General features: G+C 68.6%; 14 protein-coding genes. 10 read left to right on the top strand and 4 right to left on the bottom strand.

The genetic code is table 11. The features are described 5' to 3' along the window. The first annotated feature begins 17 nt into the window (after positions 1–17). Together nrdF and IM25_RS21005 are read left to right on the top strand one after the other, a co-directional pair. Entirely contained in the window at positions 18–1,019 is a 1,002-nt protein-coding gene (gene nrdF / locus IM25_RS21010; protein WP_006550395.1) for a class 1b ribonucleoside-diphosphate reductase subunit beta, read from the top strand. Positions 1,020–1,177: 158 nt separating this feature from the next. Continuing rightward, positions 1,178–4,414, top strand: coding sequence for an arabinosyltransferase domain-containing protein (locus IM25_RS21005; RefSeq protein ID WP_065996359.1), 3,237 nt, complete (start codon positions 1,178–1,180; stop codon positions 4,412–4,414). Here IM25_RS21005 and IM25_RS21000 read toward each other — a convergent pair. Genes IM25_RS21000 through IM25_RS20990 form a run of 3 tightly spaced genes read right to left on the bottom strand, consistent with a single transcriptional unit; the run spans position 4,408 to position 7,043 of the window. After that, positions 4,408–4,881: an NUDIX hydrolase gene (locus IM25_RS21000; protein ID WP_006550397.1), complete on the bottom strand. Its 474-nt coding sequence runs from the start codon at positions 4,879–4,881 to the stop codon at positions 4,408–4,410. The genes IM25_RS21005 and IM25_RS21000 overlap by 7 nt on opposite strands. Positions 4,882–4,930: 49 nt before the next feature. Further along, positions 4,931–5,989 (bottom strand): iron-siderophore ABC transporter substrate-binding protein, encoded by a 1,059-nt coding sequence (locus IM25_RS20995; protein ID WP_033097724.1) that lies wholly within the window; start codon positions 5,987–5,989, stop codon positions 4,931–4,933. A 46-nt stretch (positions 5,990–6,035) separates the two neighbouring features. Continuing rightward, positions 6,036–7,043 carry an ABC transporter substrate-binding protein gene (locus IM25_RS20990; RefSeq protein WP_033097725.1) on the bottom strand — a complete coding sequence of 336 codons (1,008 nt, stop codon included), beginning with the start codon at positions 7,041–7,043 and terminating at the stop codon, positions 6,036–6,038. A gap of 269 nt (positions 7,044–7,312) precedes the next feature. On the opposite strand from IM25_RS20990, the gene ctaD reads away from it, so the two are divergent. From ctaD to IM25_RS20975, 3 genes are all read left to right on the top strand, one after another. Next, positions 7,313–9,073 carry an aa3-type cytochrome oxidase subunit I gene (ctaD, locus tag IM25_RS20985; protein WP_024101412.1) on the top strand — a complete coding sequence of 587 codons (1,761 nt, stop codon included), beginning with the start codon at positions 7,313–7,315 and terminating at the stop codon, positions 9,071–9,073. A gap of 172 nt (positions 9,074–9,245) precedes the next feature. Continuing rightward, the gene (gene serB / locus IM25_RS20980) at positions 9,246–10,475 is read left to right on the top strand and encodes a phosphoserine phosphatase SerB (RefSeq protein WP_033097727.1); all 1,230 of its coding nucleotides are present in this window, start codon (positions 9,246–9,248) and stop codon (positions 10,473–10,475) included. Next, positions 10,468–11,310, top strand: a complete 843-nt coding sequence (locus IM25_RS20975; RefSeq protein ID WP_006554579.1) for a peptidyl-tRNA hydrolase — start codon at positions 10,468–10,470, stop codon at positions 11,308–11,310. Before serB ends, IM25_RS20975 begins: the two co-directional genes overlap by 8 nt. A gap of 27 nt (positions 11,311–11,337) precedes the next feature. Here the strand turns inward: IM25_RS20975 and glgX are convergent, their stop codons facing one another. Continuing rightward, positions 11,338–13,500, bottom strand: coding sequence for a glycogen debranching protein GlgX (gene glgX, locus IM25_RS20970; RefSeq protein ID WP_024101410.1), 2,163 nt, complete (start codon positions 13,498–13,500; stop codon positions 11,338–11,340). 43 nt (positions 13,501–13,543) lie between these two features. On the opposite strand from glgX, the gene IM25_RS20965 reads away from it, so the two are divergent. From IM25_RS20965 to IM25_RS20945, 5 genes are read left to right on the top strand one after another with little or no spacing between them, the layout of a single operon-like run. Continuing rightward, on the top strand, positions 13,544–14,374 hold the full coding sequence (locus IM25_RS20965; RefSeq protein ID WP_006554577.1) for an ABC transporter ATP-binding protein: 831 nt from the start codon (positions 13,544–13,546) through the stop codon (positions 14,372–14,374). A gap of 44 nt (positions 14,375–14,418) precedes the next feature. After that, positions 14,419–15,252, top strand: a complete 834-nt coding sequence (locus IM25_RS20960; RefSeq protein ID WP_033097728.1) for an NUDIX hydrolase — start codon at positions 14,419–14,421, stop codon at positions 15,250–15,252. A gap of 10 nt (positions 15,253–15,262) precedes the next feature. Next, entirely contained in the window at positions 15,263–16,042 is a 780-nt protein-coding gene (locus IM25_RS20955) for an enoyl-CoA hydratase-related protein (protein ID WP_019288413.1), read from the top strand. A gap of 53 nt (positions 16,043–16,095) precedes the next feature. Continuing rightward, entirely contained in the window at positions 16,096–17,073 is a 978-nt protein-coding gene (locus IM25_RS20950) for a class I SAM-dependent methyltransferase (RefSeq protein ID WP_019288412.1), read from the top strand. Further along, positions 17,074–18,231: a THUMP-like domain-containing protein gene (locus IM25_RS20945; protein WP_006554573.1), complete on the top strand. Its 1,158-nt coding sequence runs from the start codon at positions 17,074–17,076 to the stop codon at positions 18,229–18,231. Position 18,232: the final 1 nt, after the last annotated feature.

Here is an 18,232-nt window from a genome sequence, read left to right as displayed (position 1 = left end):
ATTCAGGTAGGTAACCGATGACTGCAGCAGCACACTCGCCGGCCGACGGCGTGCGCGTCAAACTCATCGATCGCGTCTCCGCGATCAACTGGAACCGCGTCCCCGACGACAAGGACGCCGAGGTCTGGGATCGTCTCACCGGCAACTTCTGGCTCCCGGAGAAGGTGCCGGTCTCCAACGACATCCAGTCGTGGGGCACGCTCACCGAGTACGAGCAGGAACTGACGATGCGGGTCTTCACGGGCCTGACGCTGCTCGACACCATCCAGGGCACGGTCGGCGCGGTCTCGCTCATCCCCGATGCGGTGACCCCGCACGAGGAAGCGGTGCTGACGAACATCGCGTTCATGGAGTCGGTGCATGCGAAGAGCTACTCGCAGATCTTCTCGACGCTGTGCTCGAGCCGCCAGATCGACGACGCCTTCCGCTGGTCGGAGGAGAACGAGCACCTGCAGCGCAAGGCGCAGATCATCCTCGACTACTACAAGGGCGACGACCCGCTCAAGCGCAAGGCCGCCTCGACGCTGCTCGAGTCGTTCCTGTTCTACTCGGGCTTCTACCTGCCGATGTACTGGTCGTCGCGGGCCAAGCTCACCAACACCGCCGACATGATCCGCCTGATCATTCGCGACGAGGCCGTCCACGGCTACTACATCGGCTACAAGTACCAGCGCGGGCTCGAGACGATCACGCAGGCCGAGCGCGACGAGCTCAAGGACTGGGTCTTCGAACTGCTCTTCGAGCTGTACGACAACGAGACCCACTACACGGCCGACCTCTACGACCAGGTCGGGCTCACCGAGGACGTCAAGAAGTTCCTGCGCTACAACGCGAACAAGGCGCTGATGAACCTCGGTTACGAGGCGCTGTTCCCGAAGGACGAGACGGACGTCAACCCGGCCATCCTGTCGGCGTTGTCGCCGAACGCCGACGAGAACCACGACTTCTTCTCGGGCTCCGGCAGCTCCTACGTGATCGGCAAGGCCGTCGTCACAGAAGACGACGACTGGGACTTCTGACGTAGACGTTCTCTGTCACCGGCCCGAACGCATCGATCCCGTACACCGGCGCAGCAGCGCCCGTGTGCGGGATCGCGTGCTTTTCGCGGCCCGGCCCGTCCCCGATAGCATCGCTCCTCGTGACCGAGACAAGAGAAGCGTCGGGCTCGCCTCGGCCGGTGACGATCGAACGCGTGCCGTCGGGCGGGCGGGCAGTCGAGCAGCGGACCCGTCTGTGGGCGGTGCTCGCCGCCGTCGTGGGGATCGTCGCATCCATCGCGATGCCGTTCCTGCCCGTGACGCAGACCACTGCGACCATCGACTGGCCGCAGAGCGAGAGCAACGCAGGCATCTCGGCGCCGTTGGTGTCCTACGCACCGGTCGATCTCGACGCCACGATCGAGTGCCGGTCCGTGCGCGACGCGCTGCCGGACGGCGGCACCGTCTTCTCCACACTTCCCGCAGGAGCTCCCGACCGTGAACGCTACGGGCTGATCGCCCGTGTCCGGCCGGCCGGTGACGACGGGCCGGCGGTGTTCGAGGTGATCTCCCGCAACACACTGCTCGCCTCCGCGCCGGTGGACGACCTGGCCGGGGACTGCTCGGTCACCCTGTCCTCGAACTCGGAACGCACCGTCGCCACGATCACCGGCTCGGCCGCGGCGTCAGGGGCGCGGACCTTCGACCGAGACCTGCGGCCCCAGCTCGTCGGCATCTTCACCGACCTGCCCGGTCCCGCACTCGACGGTGTCTCGATCACCGCGACCGTCGACACCCGCTTCACGACGTCTCCGACGGTGCTGAAGATCGTCGCGATGATCGTCGCGGTGGTCGCCACGGCACTGGCGTTGTGGACGCTGGCCCGGCTCGACCGCGCCGACGGTCGTCGCCACCGCCGCCTGTTGCCGGCGTCGTGGTGGTCGTTCACCCGCATCGACGCGCTGGTCGTCGGAACGCTGCTCGTCTGGCACGTCATCGGGGCGAACACCGCCGACGACGGTTACCAGCTCGGAATGGCTCCCGCCGCGGGCGCGGCCGGGTACATGGCGAACTACTTCCGGTGGTTCGGTGTGCCCGAGGCACCCTTCGGCACTCCCTTCTACGACGTCCTCGCCCTGATGACCCAGGTCTCGACGGCGAGCATCTGGATGCGGCTACCGGCACTGACCGCCGGAATCCTGTGCTGGTGGGTGCTCAGCCGCGAGGTCGCTCCACGTCTCGGCGTCGCACTGCGTCGCAACCGGCTTCCGCTGTGGACCGGGGCGCTGGTGTTCCTGGCGTTCTGGCTGCCGCTCAACAACGGACTGCGCCCGGAACCGATCGTCGCGACGGGCGTCGTGCTCACCTGGTGCTCGGTCGAACGCGCGATCGCCACCCGGCGTCTGCTGCCCGCGGCGGCCGCGATCCTCGTCGCCGCGCTCACCGTGACCGCGGGACCGTCGGGCATCATCTGTTTCGCTGCGCTGATCGCCGGTGCCCGCCCGATCGCCCGCATCCTCCATCGGCGTGCGCAGACCCTGGGATGGCTGCCGGTACTTACGCCGATGCTCGCGGCCGGACTGGTGATCCTGGTGCCGGTCTTCGCCGACCAGACCCTCGCGGCGGTGCTGGAGATGCAGCACGTGCACGGCGTCGGTCCGAACGTGCCGTGGTTCCAGGAGTATCTGCGCTACCAGTACCTGCTGCAGATCACCGTGGACGGCTCGCTGGCCCGCAGGTTCGCGGTCTTCACCCTGGTGTTGTGCCTGGCGGTGGCGCTCGTGGCGATGCTGCGCCGCGGTGGGCACATCCCCGGCACCGCGCAGGGACCGTCCCGCCGCATCGTCGGCATCACCCTCGGCGCGCTGGTGCTGATGATGTTCGCGCCCACCAAGTGGACCCACCACTTCGGTATCTACGCCGGTCTGGCCGCCGCGGTGGCGATGCTCGCCGCCGTGGCCACCGGACCCGCGGTGTTGCGTTCGCGACGCAACCGCGCCCTGTTCGCCGCGGCGGTGTCGTTCGTGGTGACCATGTCGTTCATCGGCCCCAACGGCTGGTGGTACGTCTCGAGCTACGGGGTCCCGTGGTGGGACAAGCCGCCGTCGGTCGCCGGATTCGGTTTCTCCACCGTCTTCTTCGCCGTGACGGTCGTCGCGTTGCTGCTGGCCGCGTGGTGGCACATCCACCCCGTCGCCTCCACCCGCACCGACACCCCGTCGCGGTTGTGGGCGGTGCCGCCGTTGACCGTCGCCGCCGCGGCGATGGTGCTGTTCGAGGTGCTGTCACTGGCCAAGGGTGCGATCTCGCAGTACCCGGGCTATTCGGTGGCACGGTCCAACGTCGACACGCTCACCGGCAACTCGTGTGCGCTCGCGAACGACGTGCTGCTCGAAACGGATCCGAACGCCTCGGTGCTCACCCCCATCGGCGCCGACGCGGCCTCCGCTCTCGATGCCGGGGGAGGGGACGGGTTCACGCCGGGTGGTGTCGCGCTCGATCTGACCCCGGACGACGACTCGGCCTCGGCCGGCACCGCCAACACCGTCGACACGAACGACGACCAGAGCTCGACCGGCGGTACCGGTGGCACCGGCGGCGGTACCGGCAGAGTCGGAATCAACGGCAGCACCGTCGCATTGCCGTTCGGCCTCGATCCGGTGACCACGCCGGTGCTGGGCAGCCACGGATCGTCCCTCGGCGACGTCACGAGCGCCTGGTTCCGGCTGCCCGAGCCCGACGCGACCGGATCGCGTGGGGATCTCGTCACGATCGCCGCGGCCGGCCGGATCTTCTCCGTCGACGCCGACGGCACCGAAACCTACGGTCAGCGACTCGAACTCGAATACGGAACCACCGCTGCCGACGGCAGCGTGACCGCGCTGGGACGGGCGTTGCCGATCGACATCGGTCCGTCGCCCTCGTGGAGGAATCTGCGTGTCCCGATGGACACGCTGCCGGCCGAGGTCGACGCGGTGCGGATCGTCGCCTCCGACAACGATCTCGCGCCCGAACAGTGGCTGGCGTTCACCCCGCCGCGCGTGCCGCAGACGCAGACTTTGCAGCAGGTCGTCGGGAGCGACACACCGGTCCTGCTGGACTGGGCTGTCGGTCTCAATTTCCCGTGCCAGCGGCAGATGGTGCACCGCAACGGCATCGCCGAGATCCCCGAGTACCGGATCCTGCCGGACCGGATCGGTGCTATCTCCACGGATCTGTGGCAGGACCACAACGGTGGCGGTCCTCTCGGCTGGACCGACCAGCTGTTGCGGGCCCGCACGATCCCGTCGTATCTCGATCACGACTGGGACCGCGACTGGGGAGCGATCGAGCAGTACACACCGATCGATCCGTCGACGGAGACCGCGGAACTCGACACCGCCACGGTCACGCGCAGCGGTCTGTGGAGCCCGGGTCCGATCAACACTGCCTACTGACGGAACCAGGCCTCCGCACGCCCGGCGAGCGCCTTCCCGAGCCGCAGACGCGACGTCTCGGTGAGTGGCTCGGGGAGGTCGTCCGGCGCGAACCACGCCACCTCGAGGTTCTCGTCGTCGGCAACGCGTGCGTCCCCGCCGGTCGCGCGGAGCAGGAAGCACACGTCGAGGTACTGCGCGACGTCGCCGTTGGGATAGGTGATGGGTGCGGTGACGTCGACGCTCGTCAGCCGCACGATCTCGGCGGCGACACCCGTCTCCTCGAGCACCTCCCGGACTGCGGCGACCGCCGGTTCCTCTCCGGGTTCGAGGATGCCGGACACCACGGCCCACATGCCGTTGTCGGCGCGGCGGGTGAGCAGGACGCGGTCGTCGCCGTCCGTGACGATCGCGCTCACCCCCGGCAGCCACAGGGGTGCGGTTCCTACGTGTGAGCGGAGCTGGACGACGAAATCGGGTATCGGCACGCCCTCGTTTCTATACCGGCAGGCGTGCTGCCGCCGGTCGAGCCGGCGATCAGTTCGAATATCCGTTGAGGGTGTGCGTCAGGTCGGTGAGGATCGCCCGCGCGGCGACCGGTCCGGGGGTCGACCACACGTCGTCGGTCACGGAGAACAGACGGTTGTCGCGCACGGCCCCGAGGTCGAGCCACTCGTCGGTCTGCATGTAGTCCTTGCCGGCCTCGAGCCCGTCCTCACCGGCGAAACGGACGAAGATCACATCGCCGTCCGCCGGGGCAGGGTCCTCCGTGTCGACGGCCTGCCACGGTTGTCCGTCGACGACCGCGAACCGCTGGGCCGGGGGCCGGGCAGCGCCGACGTCGCCGAGCACCTGCCCCGCGAACGACGCGGTGCCCTCCACGGTCGGGCCGTCGGCCGTGAACCGGACGATCGACGCCTGCGTCTGGGACGACACGAGCTCGCGGCCCAGATCGCGCGCGGCCGTCGCGTAGTCGTCGAGCACGCGACGTGCGGCCTCCGTGCGCCCGAGCGCCTCACCGACCCGGACGAACTGTTCCCTCCAGAAGACCGGATCGGACCCGACCAGCACGGTGGGTGCGATGCCGCTGAGGGAGGCGTAGACGTCCGGGGCGGTGGAGGAGCCGAGGATCATATCCGGCTGTGCGCGCTCGATCGCCGCGACGTCCGGGTTGCCCGCGGCACCCACGGGCGGGAGTTCGCCGATCCCGTGACCGAGATATTCCGGCCGGCCGGTGAGCTCGGCGCTCGCTCCCACGACGCGCTCCCACAGCCCCAGGGCGCACACCGCGTCGAGCGCCGCGGGGTCGAGGACGACGATCCGCTGCGGGTCGGCGGGCACATCCGACCGGCCTGCGGTGTGCAGGACCGGCCGGGTGCCGGTGGTGGGCTGTCCCGGATCGAGCGGGGAGGGGAGTGCGCACGCGGTCGACGTGTCCCGGTCGATGCCCACGACCGACGCACCGGCGATGCGGGTCGTGGTGCGCACGATCTCCGATGCGTCGTCGTCGGGAGGTGTGGAGCATCCGGCCAGGGCTGTCGTCACCGCAGCGACGGCTGCGACGAGCACTGCTCGTGACCGGTGCACGGAAAACACGTCGGACCAACTCCTGTAGGACGCTGCTCGGATCGGACGGCTCAGGCTATCCGGTCGTGTGACGGTCGACGCCGAAGGTGTCCGCGAGGTCGTCGAGGATGCGGTGCGCACCCTGGATGCTCACCGGCATCATCCACACGCTGTCGTCGACCTCGACCTTCCGTCCCTGCAGGTTCTCCCACAACGGATTGGTGACGAAGGGTTCGGCCGCCGCCTGCGCCTTGCCGTCGCCGAGGTCGTAGGTGGTGACGAAGATGACGTCCGCCTCGGCCTCGGTGATCAGTTCGGGGCTGATGGCGTTCATGATGCTCGACGGATCCGACGGATCGGGACCCTGGCTCGCGGGGCGGGCGAGACCGGCGTCCTCGAGCACGATGCCGCTGAACGAGGTGGTGCGGTACAGCCGGGCCGTCGGTTCACCGGCGAAGCGGACGATCGAGATCGTCGGGTTGCCGGCCTTTTCGTTGATGTCCGCACCGATGGCCGCGGCGCGCTCCTCGTACTCTGAGATCTTCTGCTCGGCGAGGTCCTCCTTGCCGATGGCCTGCGCGACGAGGCGGATGTTGTCCTTCCACGTCGGTCCGGTCGACTGGGAAAAGACGGTCGGGGCGATGGCGGACAGTTCCTCGTAGTTCTCTCCGTCGCGCACCTCCGCCGAGAGGATGAGGTCGGGTTCGAGCGCGGCCACCTGTTCGAGGCTCACGTCCGCGGTCTTGCCGACGGACACGGCGTCGGTCGCGTGCTGCCGCGAGTCGCCGAGATAGTCGGGGAATTCGTCGGTGCGGTAGTCGACGTACCCGACGAGAGGTGCCTCGAGGAGAAGCACGGCGTCGGAATAGCTCGTGTCGAGCGCGACGATGCGGGTCGGCTCGCTCTCGATCGTGGTGGAACCGCGGAAGTGTTCGACGGTCCGGGGGAAGCCGGCGGCCGAGTCGGACGCGGTGTCGGTGGTCGCGTCGTCGGAGGTGTCGGCCGAACTGCAGCCGGCGACGAGGAGTCCGGCGGTCAGCAGTGCTGCCGCGAACCGGGCTGGTCGGGAGGAGAGAACAGGCACGGGTCGTCCTTCTGTGATTGCGGGGGGAAGTGCACCCTAACCCGTGCTGTTCGCGCGTGGTGGGGTCACCTGCTGTCGCCCTGCGTGTGAAGTGCAGCACAAAATCCGATTGTGGTTGTCCGCTCCGCTCCAGGTAGCCTCGCGAGTCGAGTACGACAGTGAGTAGGACCCGGAGGGCGACCGTTTCGGGCAGGGGCTACGATTCGATGAGCGCAAGCCAGAGACCGTTCGCCTCCAGCCCGAGGTCGAGCGCGCATTCAGGAGGATTAGTGACTGCCGTAGCGCCCCAGCCAGTCCCAGAGATAGCTGCAGCAAGGCCGTACCCGCCGCGGCAGGGACCCAAGGGTTCGTTCATCTACAAGATGATCACGACCACAGATCCCAAGATGTTGGGGATCATGTACATGGTCACCTCGTTCGCCTTCTTCCTCATCGGCGGCCTGATGGCCCTGCTGATGCGCACCGAGCTCGCGGTCCCCGGCCTGCAGTTCCTGTCGAACGAGCAGTTCAACCAGCTGTTCACCATGCACGGCACGATCATGCTGCTGATGTACGCGACGCCGGTCGTGTTCGCCTTCGCGAACTACATCCTGCCGCTGCAGATCGGCGCCCCCGACGTCGCCTTCCCGCGCCTGAACGCCTTCAGCTACTGGCTGTACCTGTTCGGCGCGACGATCGTCATGCTCGGCTTCGTCACCCCCGGCGGTGCCGCGGACTTCGGTTGGACGGCGTACACGCCGCTCACCAGTGAGATCCACTCCCCGGGTGTCGGTGCCGACTTCTGGATCCTCGGCCTCGGCGTGATGGGTCTGGGCACCATCCTCGGTGGCGTCAACTTCATCACCACCGTGGTGTGCATGCGTGCACCGGGCATGACCATGTTCCGGATGCCGATCTTCACCTGGAACATCCTGATCACCAGCCTGCTGATCCTGCTCGTGTTCCCGCTGCTGACCGCCGCCTTCATGGGCCTGTTCGTCGACCGTCACCTCGGTGGCCACATCTACGACCCCGCCACCGGCGGTGTGCTCCTGTGGCAGCACCTGTTCTGGTTCTTCGGTCACCCCGAGGTGTACGTCATCGCGCTGCCGTTCTTCGGCATCGTCTCGGAGATCTTCCCGGTCTTCTCCCGCAAGCCGATCTTCGGTTACACCGGTCTTGTCTACGCCACGATGGCCATCGCGGCGCTGTCCATCGCCGTGTGGGCGCACCACATGTACGCCACCGGCGCCGTGCTGCTGCCGTACTTCTCGTTCATGACCTTCCTGATCGCCGTCCCGACCGGTGTGAAGTTCTTCAACTGGATCGGCACGCTGTGGAAGGGCCAGATCACCTTCGAATCGCCGATGCTGTTCTCGGTCGGCTTCATCGTGACCTTCCTCTTCGGTGGTCTGACCGGTGTCATCCTCGCGAGCCCGCCGCTGGACTTCCACCTGCACGACTCGTACTTCGTGGTCGCGCACTTCCACTACGTGCTCTTCGGCACCATCGTGTTCGCGACCTACGCCGGCATCTACTTCTGGTTCCCGAAGATGACCGGACGCATGCTCGACGAGCAGCTCGGCCGCTGGCACTTCTGGCTGACCTTCATCGGCTTCCACACCACCTTCCTGGTACAGCACTGGCTCGGTAACGAGGGCATGCCCCGTCGCTACGCCGACTACCTGCCGTCCGACGGGTTCACCACCCTGAACACGATCTCCACCATCGGTGCGTTCGTGCTCGGTGCCTCGACGCTGCCGTTCCTGTGGAACGTCTTCAAGAGCTACCGCTACGGCCAGGTCGTCACGGTCGACGACCCGTGGGGTTACGGCAACTCGCTCGAATGGGCCACCAGCTGCCCGCCCCCGCGGCACAACTTCACCGAGCTGCCGCGGATCCGTTCGGAGCGTCCCGCCTTCGAGCTGCACTACCCGCACATGGTCGAGAAGATGCGCGCCGAAGCGCACGTCGGCCCGGGCAGCGACAAGCACAACGTCAACGTCCTCGAGGGTGCCGACCGTACCCCCGGCGACCATCCGCGCGCCTGAGCGCAGATCGACGATCGACCGAAGCCCCACCCGTTCACCGGGTGGGGCTTCGGCCTTTCCGTGGGTCCGGACCCGCGAACGGGAGCGGCGGTTCGCCCTGCAACAATGAACGAGCGAGCCGGTACGCGCGTGCGTCCGTGTGTACCTCGACAGACAAGCGATCGGAGGCGTAGTGGCGTCTGACAGCACGGTGCTGGTGACCGTGACCGGACCTGACCATCCCGGCGTGACCTCGGTGCTCTTCGCAGCGCTGACGCGGCACGACGTCGACCTCCTCGATGTGGAACAGGTCGTGATCCGTGGCCGGCTCACCCTCGGTGTCCTCCTCGTCTGCCCGACCGATGTCGAAGCGTTGCAGGACGAGGTCGAGTCCGCGATGGCCACCATCGGCATGCACGCCGACGTCCAGATCGGTGCCGAGCGCGGCGCCCGCACCGTCTCGACCCACGCCGTCGTCGTGCTGGGCAGCCCGGTCAGTGCCAAGGCGCTGCGATCGGTGGGCCGCACCCTCGCGGCCCAGGGCGCGAACATCGATTCGATCCGCGGCATCGCCGACTACCCGCTCACCGGCCTCGAGCTGATGATCACCGCGCCCGACACCAGCGTCGAGGCCGACGCCGCGCTGCGGCACGCCCTCGTCGAACTCGCCGCGGTCCTCGACGTCGACATCGCGGTGGAGCGCGGCGGTCTCGCCCGTCGTTCCAAGCGCCTGATCGTCTTCGACGTCGACTCCACGCTCATCCAGGGCGAGGTCATCGAGATGCTCGCCGCGCACGCCGGTGTCGAGGACAAGGTCCGCGAGGTCACCGAGGCTGCGATGCGCGGTGAGATCGACTTCGCGCAGTCCCTCGAACAACGCGTCGCGACCCTCGCGGGTCTGCCGGCGACCGTCATCGACGAGGTCGCCGAGCAGCTCGAACTCACTCCCGGTGCCCGCACCACGATCCGGACGTTGCGTCGGCTCGGCTTCCGCTGCGGCGTCGTCTCGGGCGGCTTCCGCCAGGTGATCGACCCGCTCGCACACGAACTCGAACTCGACTTCGTCCGCGCCAACACGCTCGAGATCGTCGACGGCAAGCTCACCGGGCGAGTGGTCGGCGACATCGTCGACCGCGCCGCCAAGGCACGCGCCCTCCGCGAGTTCGCCGACGAGGCGGGCGTGCCGGTCGAGCAGACCGTCGCGGTCGGCGACGGTGCCAACGACATCGACATGCTCTCGGCCGCGGGCCTGGGCGTCGCGTTCAACGCCAAGCCGGCCTTGCGCGAGGTCGCCGACACCGCCCTGTCGTATCCCTACCTCGATGCGGTGCTCTTCGTCCTCGGCGTCACCCGCGAGGAGATCGAGGCGGCCGACCGCGTCGACGGAACCCTGCGCCGCGTCCCGATCGACGGCAGTGTCTGAGCTGGACCCCGACTTCGCGGACACGGCGCCCGAGCCGGTCTTCGAGGCCGCACCCGATCGGGTCTTCGACCCGGCCTCGGATCCGGGTTTCGCCGAGCGCCACGGCGTACTCACCCGCGGTTACGGGCACCGGCCCGACCCGGAGGATCCGGCGAAGGTGCAGGCGATGCCGATCGTGCTGCACATCCCCAAGGTCGATCCACCCGCCCGCAGTGCGGTGCTCGAAGCCGCCGCGATGGCCACCGTGGCACTGTGTTTCGACCCGCGGGTCGGTCCCGGCCCGGACGGCGAACCCGGTCCGTGGCAGGAACCCTTCCTCGCATGGAACGACGCGCGGATCCGGAAGGTCGCCCGCCGCGCCCGCGGAGCGCACTGGCGTGCCGCGCAGGACGTCGACGGAGTCACCGTCGACCACGCCGGTGCCCAGGCCCGGGCGTTCGTGCCCGGCCCGGTGGGGGAACTGGACCCGCGCATCTCCCGCCTGCAGATCGGTGGCACCGACCTGCCCCACGACGATCCGCCCCCACCGGCGGACGGCGTTCCGGTCCTCTGGGTGCAGAAGGACCTCGAGATGACCGTCGGCAAGGCGGCCGCGCAGGTCGGTCACGCCGCGATGCTGTTCGCGGGGGCACTGGACGTCGACACCGCACGCGCCTGGGCTTCCGACGGATTCCCGTGTGCCGTCCGCGATGCGGACGAGGCCACCTGGCGCGAGCTGCTCGCCCGCGTGGAAGCCGGCACGGCCGTCGCGGTCCGCGACGCGGGCTTCACCGAGGTGGCCCCGGGTTCGATCACCGTGATCGCGGTGCCCGGCACGGTCGACGAACGAGCCTGACCTCCACCGGCGTCGTGCCGCCGTGGATCATCCTTGCTCGATGGGTCCGTCGTCCGCGATCCAGAAGATCAGCACCGTCGGACCGTCGACCGGGTACGAACTTCCCACCCGCATCGGGGAGGTGTCCGCGGGCCTGCCGTCGGGGGCACTCGAATCGAAGACGCACACGATGTTGCCGCGATACCACTCGGGTCCGGCGAGGGTCACCGTGGCGGCGTCGCCCGAATGCAGAACGAACAGCCCGCTGCTGTCCTCGAGAGTGACGCCGGTGCGGGTCACGGTGCCGAGTTGCGAGCCGTCGACCCAGCCCTGCAGCGTGCGGCGACTGTCGTCCTGCCACGCATCCTCGTCGAGTTCGATCCCCTCGATGCCGAACCACACGAGATCGGGATAACCCACGGACCGGGCGCGGCCCTCGAAGAAGCGTCGCTGCCGCAGCACCGGGACGCGCGTGCGCAGGCGGAGCAGTTCGCGCACGTAATCCGTTCGCGCACGGTCGGCGTGCTCCCAGTCCAGCGGCCAGGCGTCGCGGACGGGGACGTCCTCGGGGACGCAGTAGGCGTTGTTGTTGCCGTTCTGCGTGTGCCCGAACTCGTCGCCGGCGAGCAGCATCGGTGTGCCCGTCGACAACAGCAGCGTCGCGAGCATCGCCCGGATGTGCCGGTCGCGGGCGGCGAGGATCTCCGGATCGTCGGTCGGCCCTTCGACCCCGTGGTTCACCGACTCGTTGTTGTTCGACCCGTCCCGGCCCTCCTCACCGTTCTCGTCGTTGTGCTTGCGCTCGTACGAGACCGCATCGGCGAGGGTGAAACCGTCGTGGGCGGTGACGAAGTTGACCGACATCCACGGCTGCCGGATGTTCCTGTCGTAGAGGTCCTCCGAACCGGTGAGCCGCGACGCCATCTCGCGGATCCCGGAACGTCCCGCCCAGTAGCGGCGGACCGTGTCGCGGTAGCGGTCGTTCCATTCGGCCCATTGCGCGCCGAAGTTCCCGAGCTGGTAACCGTGTGCGGTGGCGTCCCACGGTTCGGCGACGAGCTTGACGTCGCAGAGGACGGGATCGGTGACGATCGCGGTGAGCAGTGCCGCTCGCGGATCGAAGGCCCCACCGCGGGGACGGGCCAGCGCACTGGCGAGGTCGAAGCGGAAGCCGTCCACCCCCATCACGTCCGCCCAGTACCGGAGGCTGTCGCACACCATCCGCACGACGATCGGTGAGGACGCGTCGAGGGTGTTGCCGCACCCCGTCAGGTCGATGTCCCGTCCGTGCGCGTCGAGCAGGTAGTAGCCGGGCGCGTCGAGACCGCGCCAGGACAGACTCGGACCGTCGACCGATGCTTCGCACGTGTGGTTGTAGACGACGTCGAGCAGCACCTCGAGCCCGGCGCTGTGGAAGGCGTCGACCATCGTTCGGAACTCGGCGATCTCGTTGCCGGGCGTGACGGCGTAGGCGGGATGCGGCGCGAAGTACGAGGCGGTCGAATAGCCCCAGTGGTTGCGCATCCCCCGCGCACGCACCGACGGCTCGGTCACGAAGGCCTGCACGGGGAGCAGTTCGACTGTCGTCACTCCCAGCCCCACCAGGTGGTCGATCACCGACCGGTGGGCGAGTCCGAGATAGGTGCCGCGCAGTTCCGGCGGCACGAGCGGGTGACGGGCCGTGTACGAACCGACGTGCAGTTCGTAGACGACGGTGTTCTCCCACGGCACGCGGGGTTTGTCGTGCATGGGCGTCAGGACGGGGGTCACCACCGACAGAGGTGTGTGGCCGAGCGAGTCGGTGCTCGACATCGCACCGAACGGGTCACCCTGGTGGGGGATCAGCCGGTCCGGATCACCGACGTCGCCGACGATCCGCCGGGCCCACGGGTCGAGCAGGATCTTGTGCGGATTGGTACGCAACCCCCACTGCGGCTGCCACGGCCCGTAGGCGCGGTAGCCGTACCGTTGCCCGGCGCCGACGCCGGGGACCACCCCGTGCCAGACCCCGTAGGTGCGGTCGGGCAGGTCCACGCGGTGTTCGTTCCCGTCGTCGTCGACGAGACAGACCTGGACGCGGTCGCTGTGCGGGGCGTGGACGGCGAAGCGTGTCCCACCGTCGACCGGGGTGGGGCCGAGCGGGAAGGCGGCCCGGTCGGGGAGCGCGACCGAGCCGGACACGACAGCAGATTCGGATGCGGAGGACGACACGGGAACCGATCCTGCCGCGTTTCGGGCTCGGGCGTAAGAGAAGATGGTCCGCGTGGCACAACCTGATCCCGATTTGCTCATCGAATTCGACGACGTAGTGGTCCGACGCGGCGGGAACGTCCTCGTCGGTCCCGTGACCTGGAAGGTGGAACTCGACGAACGTTGGGTGGTTCTCGGACCCAACGGGGCAGGAAAGACCTCGCTGCTGCGGGTCGCGGCGGCCGAGACGTTCCCCACCTCCGGCACCGCGCACGTCCTCGCGGAGACGTTCGGAAAGACGGATCTGTCCGAACTACGACCCCGGATCGGATTGTCCTCCGCGGCCCTGGCCAACCGGGTGCCGAACGACGAGAAGGTCACCGATCTCGTGCTCTCCGCGGGCTACGGCGTGCTGGGCCGGTGGCGCGAGCAGTACGACGACATCGACACGAGCCGCGCGGTGGAGATGCTCGAGAGCCTCGGCGCGGAACATCTCGCCGACCGTCTGTACGGGACGCTGTCGGAGGGTGAACGCAAGCGTGCGCTCATCGCCCGGGCGCTCATGACCGACCCCGAACTGCTGCTGCTCGACGAGCCCGCGGCCGGTCTGGACCTCGGCGGTCGCGAGGAACTCGTGGCCCGGCTCGGGACGCTCGCGGCCGACCCGGATGCCCCTGCGATCGTGCTCGTCACCCATCACGTGGAGGAGATCCCGCCGGGCTTCACGCACGCGCTGCTCCTGAAGGAGGGCGGTGTGGTCGCCCAGGGCCTGCTCGACGACGTGATCACCGCCGAGAACCTCAGCGCGGCGTTCAGTCAGTCCATCTCGCTCGACAAGGTCGACGACCGGTTCTTCGCCCGCCGCACCCGCCAGGCGGGACGGCACCGCCGGTGACTCCGGGTCGGGTGGTGCCGGGACCGATCGGTTAGGTTGAGGCCATGGCCAACAATCGCTCGGCATCCACCTTCGATCCCACCGCGGTACCCATCCGCGACGCGTCCACCGTGATGCTCGTGCGGGACTCTGCGCGCGGCGTCGAGGTGTTCCTGCAGCGTCGTGTCGTCGGCATGGACTTCGCCGGCGGCATGACCGTCTTCCCCGGCGGCGGTGTCGACACTTCCGACACCGACGCCGAGGTGCGGTGGACCGGACCGGACGTGACCTGGTGGGCCGAGCGGTTCGGTATCGGCGAGGCGCAGGCCCGTGCGCTGGTGCTCGCGGCCGTGCGCGAGACCTTCGAGGAGTGTGGCGTGCTGCTCGCCGGACCCACCGAGGATTCGGTGGTGGCCGACACCGGTGACTACGCGGAGGCGCGTCGTCTGCTGGAATCGCGCGAGTTGTCCTTCGGCGACTTCCTGGAGAAGGAACAGTTGGTGCTGCGCGCCGACCTGCTGCGTCCCCACGCGAACTGGATCACCCCGCTGGGGGAGCGGCGCCGCTACGATACGCGTTTCTTCGTCGCCGCGGTACCGGAAGGACAGCGGGCCGACGGCAACACCAGCGAGACCGATCTGGTGCAGTGGCAGACCGCGGAGGAGGCCCTCGCCGACTGGCGGTCGGGCCGGTGCATCCTGCTCCCGCCCACGTGGAGTCAGCTGTCGATCCTGTCTGGCTTCGCCACGGTCGCCGACCTCATGGCAGCGGATCCGGTCATCGAGCCGATCCTGCCGATCATCAGCCGTCGCGACGGGGCGGTCCACATCGCGTTCGACGGGGACGAGGCCTACTACGAGGTCGGTACTCATCCGTGGGCCCAGCGCTCCGACATCTAGGCTGAGGACCATGGCTGAATTCGTGACCCTCGACGTCTCCGACGGCATCGGCACCATCCGTCTCGACCGCCCTCCGATGAACGCGTTGAACCGGCAGCTCCAGGAGGAGATCCGGGCCGCTGCGCGCGAGGCGACCGTCCGGTCCGACGTGAAGTCGGTGATCGTCTACGGCGGCGAGAAGGTGTTCGCGGCCGGCGCCGACATCAAGGAGATGGCCGACCTGAGCTACGTGCAGATGAGCGAGATCGTCGGCGACCTGCAGTCGGCCCTCGGGTCGATCGCCGACATCCCCAAGCCCACCGTCGCCGCGATCACCGGCTACGCCCTCGGTGGTGGCCTCGAACTCGCCCTCGGCGCCGACCGGCGCATCGTCGGCGACAACGTCAAGCTCGGCACGCCCGAGATCCTGCTGGGCATCATCCCCGGTGGCGGCGGCACCCAGCGACTGGCTCGGCTCGTCGGCCCGGCGAAGGCGAAGGATCTCGTCTTCACCGGTCGTTTCGTCGGCGCCGACGAAGCCCTGTCGATCGGTCTGGTCGACGAGGTCGTCGCCCCCGACGACGTCTACGAGGCTGCGCGTCGCTGGGCCGGGCAGTTCACCGGCGCCGCCTCGCGCGCGCTCGCCGCTGCGAAGGCCGCGATCGACCAGGGCCTCGACACCGATCTGGATACGGGTCTGAAGATCGAACAGCACGTCTTCGCCGCGCTGTTCGCCACGAAGGACCGCACCATCGGCCTCGAATCGTTCATCGAGAACGGGCCGGGCAAGGCGAAGTTCGTCGGCGAGTGATGCCGACCGGCACCTGCACTTGTCCACAGCTTACCGATGAGTAGGATCACCGCATGACTGCCAGCAGGACCGACGGGGTCGACCCCGCGCCGAATCCGCACGCCACTGCCGAAGAGGTCGCAGCCGCGCTCGAGGACACCAAGCTAGCCCAGGTGCTCTACCACGACTGGGAAGCCGAGACGTACGACGAGAAATGGTCCATCTCGTACGACGAGCGGTGCATCGACTACGCCAAGGGGCGGTTCGTCGCCGCGGCCGGCGATCAGCCGCTGCCCTACGAGCGCGCACTCGAACTCGGCTGCGGCACGGGCTTCTTCCTCCTCAACCTCATGCAGGGTGGGGTCGCGAAGACCGGTTCGGTGACCGACCTGTCGCCCGGCATGGTGAAGGTCGCGCTCCGCAACGCCGAGAATCTCGGCCTCGACGTCGACGGCCGCGTTGCCGACGCCGAGACCATTCCGTACGACGACGACACCTTCGACCTCGTGGTCGGCCATGCCGTGCTGCACCACATCCCGGACGTCGAGCAGTCGCTGCGCGAGGTGCTGCGCGTGCTCAAGCCCGGCGGCCGTTTCGTCTTCGCCGGTGAGCCCAGCACGATCGGCAACTTCTACGCCCGCATGCTCGGCCGGGTCACGTGGGAGGCCACCACCAACATCACCAAGTTGCCTTTCCTGCGCGACTGGCGTCGTCCGCAGACCGAGCTCGACGAGTCGTCCCGCGCGGCCGCCCTCGAGGCCGTCGTCGATCTGCACACCTTCGATCCTTCCGATCTCGAGAAGCTGGCCTCCTCGGCCGGAGCCGTCGAGGTCAAGGCGTCGAGCGAGGAGTTCGCCGCGGCCCTGCTCGGCTGGCCGGTGCGCACCTTCGAGGCCGCCGTCCCGCAGGAGAAGCTGGGCTGGAACTGGGCGAAGTTCGCCTTCGGTGGCTGGAAGGCGCTGAGCTGGGTCGACGAGAACATCCTCGAGCACGTCGTGCCCCGTAGCTTCTTCTACAACGTCATGATCACCGGTGTGAAGCCCGGCAAGTAGTTGGGTTACGACTTCACCCTCGCCGACGTCGAGTACCTGACGTCGGACGACGGCCGCGACGCTCTCGCGAGCGTCGCCGACCGGGAGCTGTCGACGCGTACGCGCCTCGCCGACATCGGCTGGGCGCGTACGCGTTTCGGCGATCGTGCCGGAATGCTGGTCGAAACCGTCATCCTGCGGCGCAAGACGGAGGCGAAGATCGCCGGCGGCGGCGAGTGGGTGCTCACCGACGACGCTCTGCAGCAGTCCACGCCCACGCGCGTCGCGGCCCACCGCGCGAAGCGGTTGCGAGGGCGCACAGTGCACGACGTGACGTGTTCGATCGGCGCCGAGCTCACTGAACTCGTCGGGGTCGCCGAGACCGTGATCGGCAGCGATCTCGACGACGTGCGGCTGGCGATGGCCGCGCACAACGTCCCCGGGGCGTACCTCCTGCGCGCCGACGCCCTGCGTCCGGTCACGCGAGGCACCACCGTCATCGCCGATCCCGCACGCCGTTCGGGCGGGCGACGGACCCACGATCCGGCCGCGCTGCAACCACCGCTGCCCGATCTCCTCGACGCCTACGCGGGCCGCGATCTCGCCGTGAAGTGCGCACCGGGACTGGATTTCGACTCGTTCGACTGGGCCGGTGAGGTCGAGGTCGTCTCGCTCGACGGTGGAGTCCGCGAAGCGTGCCTGTACTCGCCGGGATTGAGCACTCCCGGCGTGCGCCGACGGGCTGCAGTACTGCGTTCGGACGGAACCGGTTTCGAGATCACCGACGCCGCGGACGACGACATTCCGGAACGGGAGCCGGGGGAGTGGATCGTCGACCCCGACGGCGCGATCGTGCGCGCCGGTCTCGTCCGCCACTACGCGGCAGCCCACGGACTGTGGCAACTCGACCCGCGGATCGCCTATCTCACCGGCGACAGCCTGCCCGACGGAGTACGGGGTTTCCGGATCGTCGAGCGTCTCAAGTACAGCGAGAAGACACTCCGTCAGGCGCTCGCCCGCCACGACTGCGGCGCGGTCGAGATCCTCGTGCGCGGCGTCGACGTCGACCCGGCGGTATTGCGTCCGCGCCTGAAACTGCGCGGGTCGGCCTCGCTCAGCGTGGTGCTCACCCGCATCGGCCGGACGCCGGAAGCCTTCGTCTGCACGCCGTCGCGCTGAC

The organism is Rhodococcus sp. p52 (genome assembly GCF_000763325.2).
Taxonomy (GTDB): domain Bacteria; phylum Actinomycetota; class Actinomycetes; order Mycobacteriales; family Mycobacteriaceae; genus Rhodococcus; species Rhodococcus pyridinivorans.
This window is presented reverse-complemented; position numbering and strand designations above follow the sequence as displayed.

What these genes read in the sequence shown, in the direction of transcription:
- nrdF (WP_006550395.1), top strand. Translation starts at nt 18, where the DNA reads ATGACTGCAGCAGCACACTCGCCGGCCGACGGCGTGCGCGTCAAACTC.
- IM25_RS20965 (WP_006554577.1), top strand. Translation starts at nt 13,544, where the DNA reads ATGGTCCGCGTGGCACAACCTGATCCCGATTTGCTCATCGAATTCGAC.
- IM25_RS20960 (WP_033097728.1), top strand. Translation starts at nt 14,419, where the DNA reads ATGGCCAACAATCGCTCGGCATCCACCTTCGATCCCACCGCGGTACCC.
- IM25_RS20955 (WP_019288413.1), top strand. Translation starts at nt 15,263, where the DNA reads ATGGCTGAATTCGTGACCCTCGACGTCTCCGACGGCATCGGCACCATC.
- IM25_RS20950 (WP_019288412.1), top strand. Translation starts at nt 16,096, where the DNA reads ATGACTGCCAGCAGGACCGACGGGGTCGACCCCGCGCCGAATCCGCAC.